The sequence below is a fragment of the Pseudomonas sp. NPDC087342 genome (assembly GCF_044744265.1).
Lineage (GTDB): Bacteria > Pseudomonadota > Gammaproteobacteria > Pseudomonadales > Pseudomonadaceae > Aquipseudomonas > Aquipseudomonas nunensis.
This window is the reverse complement of sequence record NZ_JBIUXZ010000008.1, coordinates 49,478-57,230: the sequence shown is the minus strand read 5'-3', so window position 1 is coordinate 57,230 and position 7,753 is coordinate 49,478. Positions and strand designations below refer to the sequence as shown.

The window sequence follows — 7,753 nt, the reverse complement described above, 5'->3', positions numbered from 1 at the left end:
GACAAGTGCCCGGACACCCCAGCCAACGTAACTGTTGACGCTGATGGCTGCCCAGCAGTTGCTGAAGTTGTTCGTGTTGAGCTGGACGTGAAATTCGACTTCGACAAGTCGGTAGTCAAGCCTAACAGCTACGGCGACATCAAAAACCTCGCTGATTTCATGAAACAGTACCCATCCACCACCACTACTGTTGAAGGTCACACTGACTCCGTCGGTCCTGACGCTTACAACCAGAAACTGTCCGAGCGTCGTGCAAACGCCGTTAAACAAGTTCTGACCAACCAGTACGGTGTTGAATCGTCCCGCGTTCAGTCTGTTGGCTACGGCGAATCCCGCCCAGTTGCTGACAACAAAACTGAAGCTGGCCGCGCTGTAAACCGTCGCGTAGAAGCGCAGGTTGAAGCCCAAGGTAAGTAATTATCTTGCAGCTCTGAAAAGCCCGGCTTAGGCCGGGCTTTTCTTTGTCTGCGATTTGATGAAGGGGAAGTTGAATCAGGTGGGTTCAGGCTGTTTGATCGGCCGCCATCGCGGGCAAGCCACGCTCCCACATGGAGGACGCGGCACACGCTGCCACCGCACCTATCACCAGGATTGCCGGGCTCTTGAGCTCGAAGCTGTGGGCATCGTCTTCCATGGCTGTCAGAACGCTGCGACATTCGCGCTGATGCGGCAGTGAAGCGTTTTCGATCATCGCCACTGACGTATCTACCGCCATGCCGCCCGCCAGCAGTTGCTCGCGGATCTCGCTCAGTTTCGCTACACCCATATAGATCACCAGCGTCGTCCCGCCTTGGGCCAAGGCCTGCCAATTCAGGCTGCTATCGTCCTGCGTGTGCGCGGTGACCAGCGTCACGCCCCGCGCCACACCGCGCAGGGTCAGTGGAATATCACATTGCGTCGCGCCAGCCAGTCCGGCGGTGATGCCATTCACCAGCTCCACATCAACGCCACGCTCGCGCAGCCACTGCGCCTCTTCACCACCACGCCCGAAAATGCACGGATCGCCACCCTTGAGCCGCACCACGCATTTGCCATGGCGGGCATAACGCAGCATCAGCCGATGAATGAACGCTTGCGGCGTGGAGCGACAGCCGCCGCGCTTGCCGACGGGAATAATCCGCGCTTTAGGGCAATGTTCCAGTACCGCTTCGTTGACCAGGTCGTCGATCAGCACCACATCCGCTTCCCGCAAGGCCCGAACAGCCTTCAGGGTCAGTAATTCAGGATCGCCGGGACCCGCACCCACCAGCCAGACTTTTGCGCTCATCGAATTTTCCTCACAGGATAACGGCGTCGGCTGTGCCAACACTCAGTTATGAAACAGCAGAAACAACAGCAGCAGATTCACCACCAGCGAACCCAAGGCCAGCGTCCGCCACACCTTCAGTGGCTCGCGATCCAGCAGTGGCCTGGGCCTCACACTCAAGCTCCGGCGCTCGCCTTGCTCCAGCAGCAACAACCATTCTTCAGCCGTTTCGAAGCGCTGCAGCGGATCAACCGCGACCGCGCGCTCCAGGCTCTGCGCCAGCCATTCCGGCAAGTCGGGACGATAGCGACTGGCGCTGACCGGCACGCCGAACCGCGGACGCTGGAAGGCTTCGATTTCGCCGTAGGGATACTGCCCGGTCAGCAGGAAAAACAGGGTCACGCCGACCGCATACAAATCCTGCTGCGGCGTCGGTGCTTCGCCGCGAAAGGCTTCCGGCGCGATATAACTGGGTGTGCCGGGCAGGGCGCTTGGTTGGTCTTCGGACAGGCCAGGGCAGTAGGCGAGGCCGAAGTCCAGCAACCGCAATTCGCCGTCGTCCCCCAGCAGCAGGTTCTCCGGTTTGATGTCGCGATGCAGGATCTGCCGCCGATGCAGCATGCCCACTGCCCGCAGCAGGCGCTCGGCAAGTTCTTGCCACTGCGCCAAGGGCAGCGGGCCGGTTCGGTCCTGCAATTGCGCCAGGGTCGATCCAGAATATTCACGCATCACGTAGTACAAATGCTGACGCTGGCTGGCGGCATGCACTTCAGGAAAGTGCCGCCCGGCCACGCGTTTGAGAAACCATTCCTCCGACAACAAGGCCTGCCCGGCCAGATGATCGTCGTGCAGATGCCCGGGCAAGGTTTTCAGCAGCCAGGGTTGTTGCTGCGCATCCCGCACCCGGTAAAGCAGCGATTGCTGGCTCTGGGCAAGGACACCCTCGACCTGCCAGCCTTCGAAGAACTGCCCTGGTTTCAGTGCGGGCGGCAGCGGCCATTGCTGCAAATGGATCAGCGCATCGCCGATGCTGGTTTCACCGAGGGCATCGACCCGCACCAGCAGGGCGCTGGCGTTGTCCTGGCTACCAGCCAGATGCGCGGCGTTGACCAGGGTCTGCGCGGCGCTTTGCAGATCAGGCTGATCGCGCAAGATCCCGGCTATCGCGGTATCGCCCAATACCGCCCAAACCCCGTCGCTGAGCAAAACGAAGCTCTCATCGAGCAGCAGTTCGCCATCGAGGAAATCCAGCACCAGATGCTGATCGAGCCCCAGCGCGCGCTTGAGCACATGCTGCATGCCCGGCTGATCCCAGACGTGATCCTCGCTGACTCGCTGCAACTGATCGGCGTGCCAGCGATACACTCGGCAATCGCCAACATGCGCCAGGGTAAAACGCCTGCCACGCATGACCAGAGCGCTGACCGTGGTCAGCAGCGGCTGGCCACCGCCATTGGCCTGCAACCAGCGATTCTGCGCCGACAGCAGGCGATCCAGCGCTTGGGCCACGCCCCAGGTTTCCGGGGTGGCGTAGTAATCCAGCGCCAGCGCCTGCAAGGTCGAACGGGCGGCGAGACCACCATCGGCACACTGGCTGACGCCGTCGGCGATGGCGAACAGGTAACCCTTGCTCGCCGCCAGCGCCGGGGCCGGGGTCACCAGGCGCAAGGCGTCCTGGTTTTCCTCGCGCGGGCCGATAGCGCTGGCTTCGGCGAAACTCAGTTGCAGGCTCATTGACGACGCCTCAGACCCGAGCGGCCGTCATCGCTGCCGAACCCCAAGTGGTTCTCCAGCGACGTTTCACGCCGTGCAGGCCGAACCAGGCGAGCACGCCCAGGCTGGCGAACAACCACAGGGCCATTTGATAGCTGCCGGTGCTTTGCTTGATCGCGCCCATGCCCGCCGCAAGGGCGAAGCCACCGATGCCGCCGGCCATGCCGATCAGCCCGGTCATCACGCCGATCTCCCGACGAAAACGCTGCGGCACCAATTGGAACACCGCGCCGTTACCCGCACCCAGACCGAGCATGGTGCAGACGAAAAGCGCCAGCGCCGCGTAGGAGCTCGGCAAGTTGAAACCCACCGCCGCGATGCAGATTGCCGCCACTGTGTACATTCCGAGCAAGGTACGGATGCCGCCGAATCGATCCGCCAGGGCGCCGCCCAACGGACGCATCAGGCTGCCACCGAACACGCAGGCGGCGGTGTAGTAACCGGCGGTCACCGGGCTCAGGCCATATTGGTCGTTGAAGTAGCCGGGCAAGGCGCTGGCCAGGCCGATGAAGCCACCGAAGGTCACGCTGTAGAAGAACATGAACCACCAGCTGTCGCGGTCACCCAGGGCTTTTAGGTAGTCGGCCATGGACTTGGCTTTCGGCCGTTCCGGAGCGTTTTTGGCCAGCCAGGCGAAGACAATGATGGTCAGGATCAACGGGATCAGGGCGAAGCCGAACACGTTGCTCCAGCCAAAGGATGCGGCCAATACCGGGGCGATCAACGCTGCCAAGACAGTGCCCGAGTTACCGGCACCGGCGATGCCCATCGCTTTGCCTTGATGCTCTGGCGGATACCATTGCGACGCCAGCGGCAGGGCGACGGCGAAGGACGCGCCGGCCATGCCGAGGAACAGCCCCAGCACCAGCGCCTGTTCGTAGCTGTGGATCCCGAGTTTCCAGGCGCCGAACAATGCGCAGATGACGATCACCTGGCCAATCAGCCCGGCGGTTTTTGGCGACAGGCGATCAGCCAGCAGGCCCATCGCAAAGCGCAATACCGCGCCAGCCAGAATCGGCGTGGCCACCACCATCCCGCGTTGTTGCGTGGTCAGGTGCAGGTCGGCGGCGATTTGCACCGCCAGAGGGCCGAGCAGGTACCAGACCATGAAGCTCAGGTCGAAATAGAGGAAGGCCGCGAACAAGGTCGGGGCATGGCCGGATTTCCAGAAGCTTGAATTCATCGCGCACCTCAGCTGTTAAGCGTCTCGAGAAGGAGTCATGAGCTTGCAGGTGGGGCGCCGCAACGGCCGCACCACCGGCCCCGGTCTCAGGGGCCAAAACAAAAAAACGCCGCCACCTGATCCGCCATGGGGCGAACGAGGTGAGCGACGTCTTTGTCGTAGGTGGGGCAACCGCCGTTGGTTACCTGTGTGGATTACGTAGCGAGATTTGTGCCAACAGCCGGGATCGTGTCGTGGCCATTCGCGGGCAAGCCTCGCTCCTACAGGTCTTGCGCCAATTGTTAATCACGCAAATCGCTATAGGAGCGAGGCTTGCCCGCGAAGGCGTCCTTCAACCCAACAACTCACTCATGGCAATAATCTGCTCCGCCACCTGGATCAGCTTCTGCTGGCGGCTCATGGCCTGGCGGCGCATCAGGGTGTAGGCCTCTTCTTCGTTGCAGTCCTTCATCTTCATCAGCATCCCCTTGGCCAGCTCGATGCGCTTGCGCTCGGCCAATTGCTGATCTCGCGCATGCAGTTGCGCACGCAGGGCCTGGTCGCTTTCAAAACGCGCCATGGCCACGTCGAGAATCGGCTGCAAGCGTTGTGCGTGAATGCCTTCGACGATGTAGGCACTGACCCCGGACTTGATTGCCTGGCGCATCACGCCGGGGTCGTGCTCGTCGGTAAACATTACGATCGGTCGGGGCTGATCGCGGGTTACCAGCACCACTTGTTCCATCACATCGCGGCTCGGTGACTCGGTATCGATCAGAATCACGTCCGGACGCACCGTTTCGACGCGTGCGGGCAGGTCGATGGTCAGGCCGGATTCGTCGATTACCTCGAACCCGGCCTCGGTCAGGGCGGCTTTCAGTCGGCCGACTTTTTTTGCCGTGTCGTTGATCAGCAGGATTCGCAACATGTGGCGGTCTCCTGTCAGCGGCTGGCGAGAAGGGGCGAGCTGTCGCTCATGGCGTGGAGCTTGAAGCCCCGGGCGTAACCGGCCGGGTCCGAGCCATCCCAGACTTTGCCATCGATCAACTGACTGCTGCGCATTTCCTGGCCCCAGGCGGCAACGCCTACCGTTGTTGCGGCCTCACGGTATAAGTCTAGTTGCTGGACCTTGCGCGCCACGCCGAGGTAATCCGGGTCTTCGCGCAGCAAACCCCAGCGGCGGAATTGGGTCATGAACCACATGCCGTCGGACAGGTACGGCAGATTGACCTCGCCGCCGCCATGGAAACGCAGCGCGTGCGGGTCTTGCCAGCGATTGCCCAGGCCATCGGCGTAATCCCCCAGCAATCGCGGTTCGATGCTCTCCACAGGCGCGTCGAGATACTCCGGAGCGCTCAACAACTGCGCGGTGCTGCGACGGTTTTCCTGGCTGTCTTCGATAAAGCGGCTGGCTTCGAGGATCGCCATCACCAGCGCCCGGGCGGTGTTGGGGTATTGCTCGACAAAAGCGCGGGTGCAGCCGAGGACTTTTTCCGGGTGATCGGGCCAGATGCTTTGGGTCGTCGCCAAGGTGAAGCCGAGATTCTGATCGACCGCGCTGGCGCACCATGGCTCACCGACGCAGAAGCCGTCGATACGCCCGGCCTGCAAGTGCGCGACCATTTGCGGCGGCGGTACCACGACGCTGTCGACATCCTGCAATGGATGAATGCCCTGGCTCGCCAGCCAGTAATACAACCACATGGCGTGGGTGCCGGTGGGAAAGGTCTGGGCGAAGGTCAGTTTTGGGCGAGTTTGGTGCACGCGCCGGTGCAGTGCTTCAGGACTGGTCACCCCCAGCGCTTGCAAGCCGTGGGACAGGTTGATGCTCTGGCCGTTCTGGTTCAGGCCCATCAACACCGCCATGTCCGTAGGCGCAACGCCGCCGATGCCCAGGTGCACCGCGTAAATCAGCCCATAGAGGCTGTGGGCGGCGTCGAGTTCACCGCTGACCAGTTTGTCCCGCAGGTTGGCCCAGGACGACTGGCGCTTGAGATTCAGGGTCAGGCCATAGGGTTGGGCGAAGCCTTGGGTGGCGGCGACCACCACCGAGGCGCAGTCGCTCAGGGCCATGAAGCCTACATTGATTGCGGACTTTTCCGGGGCATCGCTGCCGTTGACCCAGGCCAGCGGGCCGGCTGTGGTTTCATTCATCGTTAACACCTTGCAAAAAAAACGTCGTCCCAGGTCCACGCGCGAGCAGAACCGGATGACGACGCCATTGTCCGTCGACTCATCCCGTCGTTGGCATGAGTACTGATGGCTATGCCGGTGCAAGGCATATGCCATCGAACGCTGATTTGTGTGTGCGCCTCGCTTGCGACCCCGATGCCCGGCTATAATCGCCGCCTCATTTCGCCGCCATCCGAGTCAAACCCGCCCATGTACACCCTGGCCCGTCAGCTGTTGTTCAAACTTTCCCCGGAAACCTCCCACGATCTGTCCCTGGACCTGATCGGCGCGGGCGGGCGTTTGGGCCTCAACGGCTTGCTGTGCAAGGCGCCGGCGAAAGTGCCGGTGAAGGTCATGGGCCTGGAGTTTCCGAACCCTGTAGGTTTGGCGGCTGGTCTGGACAAGAACGGCGCGGCCATCGACGGTTTTGCCCAGTTGGGTTTTGGCTTCGTCGAAATCGGCACCATCACCCCGCGTCCGCAGCCAGGCAATCCGAAACCACGGATTTTCCGCTTGCCGGAAGCCGAGGCGATCATCAATCGCATGGGGTTCAACAACCTCGGCGTCGATCACCTGCTGGCTCGCGTCGCAGCCGCCAAGTACAAGGGCGTGTTGGGCATTAACATCGGCAAGAACTTCGACACCCCGGTTGAACGGGCGGTGGACGATTATCTGATCTGCCTGGACAAGGTCTACGCCCACGCCAGCTACGTGACGGTCAACGTCAGCTCGCCGAACACCCCGGGCCTGCGTAGCCTGCAGTTCGGTGATTCGCTCAAGCAGTTGCTCGCCGACCTGGCCCAGCGCCGGGCTGAACTGGCGCTGCGTCACGGCAAGCACGTGCCGCTGGCGATCAAGATCGCCCCGGACATGACGGACGAAGAAACTGCACAGGTCGCACAAGCGCTGATCGAAACCGGGATGGACGCGGTGATTGCCACCAACACCACCCTGAGCCGTGTCGGTGTCGAAGGCCTGGAACATGGCGACGAGGCGGGCGGTCTGTCCGGCGCGCCGGTTCGCGACAAGAGCACCAACACCGTGAAGGTCCTGGCGGCAGAATTGGCCGGCCGATTGCCGATCATCGCGGTGGGTGGCATCACCGAAGGCAAGCACGCGGCTGAGAAAATCGCTGCGGGTGCGAGTCTGGTGCAGCTCTACTCGGGCTTCATCTATAAAGGCCCGGCGCTGATCCGTGAATCCGTTGACGCCATAGCCGCCTTGCGCTGATGTAGCAGCTGCCGAGCCCCGCGAGGCTGCGTTCGGGGGCGAAGCCGCCGTAAAACCTGCATGCACGGTGCAACTGTGAGACGGCGTATCTGATTTTACGACGGCTCCGCCGCCGGACGCAGCCTCGCGGGGCTCGGCAGCTGCTACAGGAGTGGTGGCCGGAAGCGCAG

7 protein-coding genes are annotated in these 7,753 nt (G+C 62.2%); 2 read left to right on the top strand and 5 right to left on the bottom strand.

What is annotated here, in order from left to right:
* On the top strand, positions 1-417 hold a 417-nt coding region (locus ACIOYV_RS18115), incomplete at its 5' end, for an OmpA family protein (RefSeq protein ID WP_401325708.1).
* A gap of 85 nt (positions 418-502) precedes the next feature.
* Here the strand turns inward: ACIOYV_RS18115 and cobA are convergent.
* The 5 genes from cobA to ACIOYV_RS18090 form a co-directional block, all read right to left on the bottom strand.
* Entirely contained in the window at positions 503-1,267 is a 765-nt protein-coding gene (gene cobA, locus ACIOYV_RS18110; protein WP_401325706.1) for a uroporphyrinogen-III C-methyltransferase, read from the bottom strand.
* A 42-nt stretch (positions 1,268-1,309) separates the two neighbouring features.
* On the bottom strand, positions 1,310-2,980 hold the full coding sequence (locus ACIOYV_RS18105) for a protein kinase (RefSeq protein WP_401325703.1): 1,671 nt from the start codon (positions 2,978-2,980) through the stop codon (positions 1,310-1,312).
* A gap of 10 nt (positions 2,981-2,990) precedes the next feature.
* Entirely contained in the window at positions 2,991-4,202 is a 1,212-nt protein-coding gene (locus tag ACIOYV_RS18100; RefSeq protein WP_054054016.1) for a NarK/NasA family nitrate transporter, read from the bottom strand.
* A 331-nt stretch (positions 4,203-4,533) separates the two neighbouring features.
* Complete coding sequence (locus tag ACIOYV_RS18095; protein WP_123403267.1) at positions 4,534-5,109, bottom strand: ANTAR domain-containing response regulator; 576 nt, start codon at positions 5,107-5,109, stop codon at positions 4,534-4,536.
* A gap of 14 nt (positions 5,110-5,123) precedes the next feature.
* Positions 5,124-6,335, bottom strand: coding sequence for a CmpA/NrtA family ABC transporter substrate-binding protein (locus tag ACIOYV_RS18090; RefSeq protein WP_401325699.1), 1,212 nt, complete (start codon positions 6,333-6,335; stop codon positions 5,124-5,126).
* Positions 6,336-6,563: 228 nt separating this feature from the next.
* Between ACIOYV_RS18090 and ACIOYV_RS18085 the strand changes: the two genes are divergently transcribed.
* Complete coding sequence (locus tag ACIOYV_RS18085; protein ID WP_054054022.1) at positions 6,564-7,583, top strand: quinone-dependent dihydroorotate dehydrogenase; 1,020 nt, start codon at positions 6,564-6,566, stop codon at positions 7,581-7,583.
* Positions 7,584-7,753: the final 170 nt, after the last annotated feature.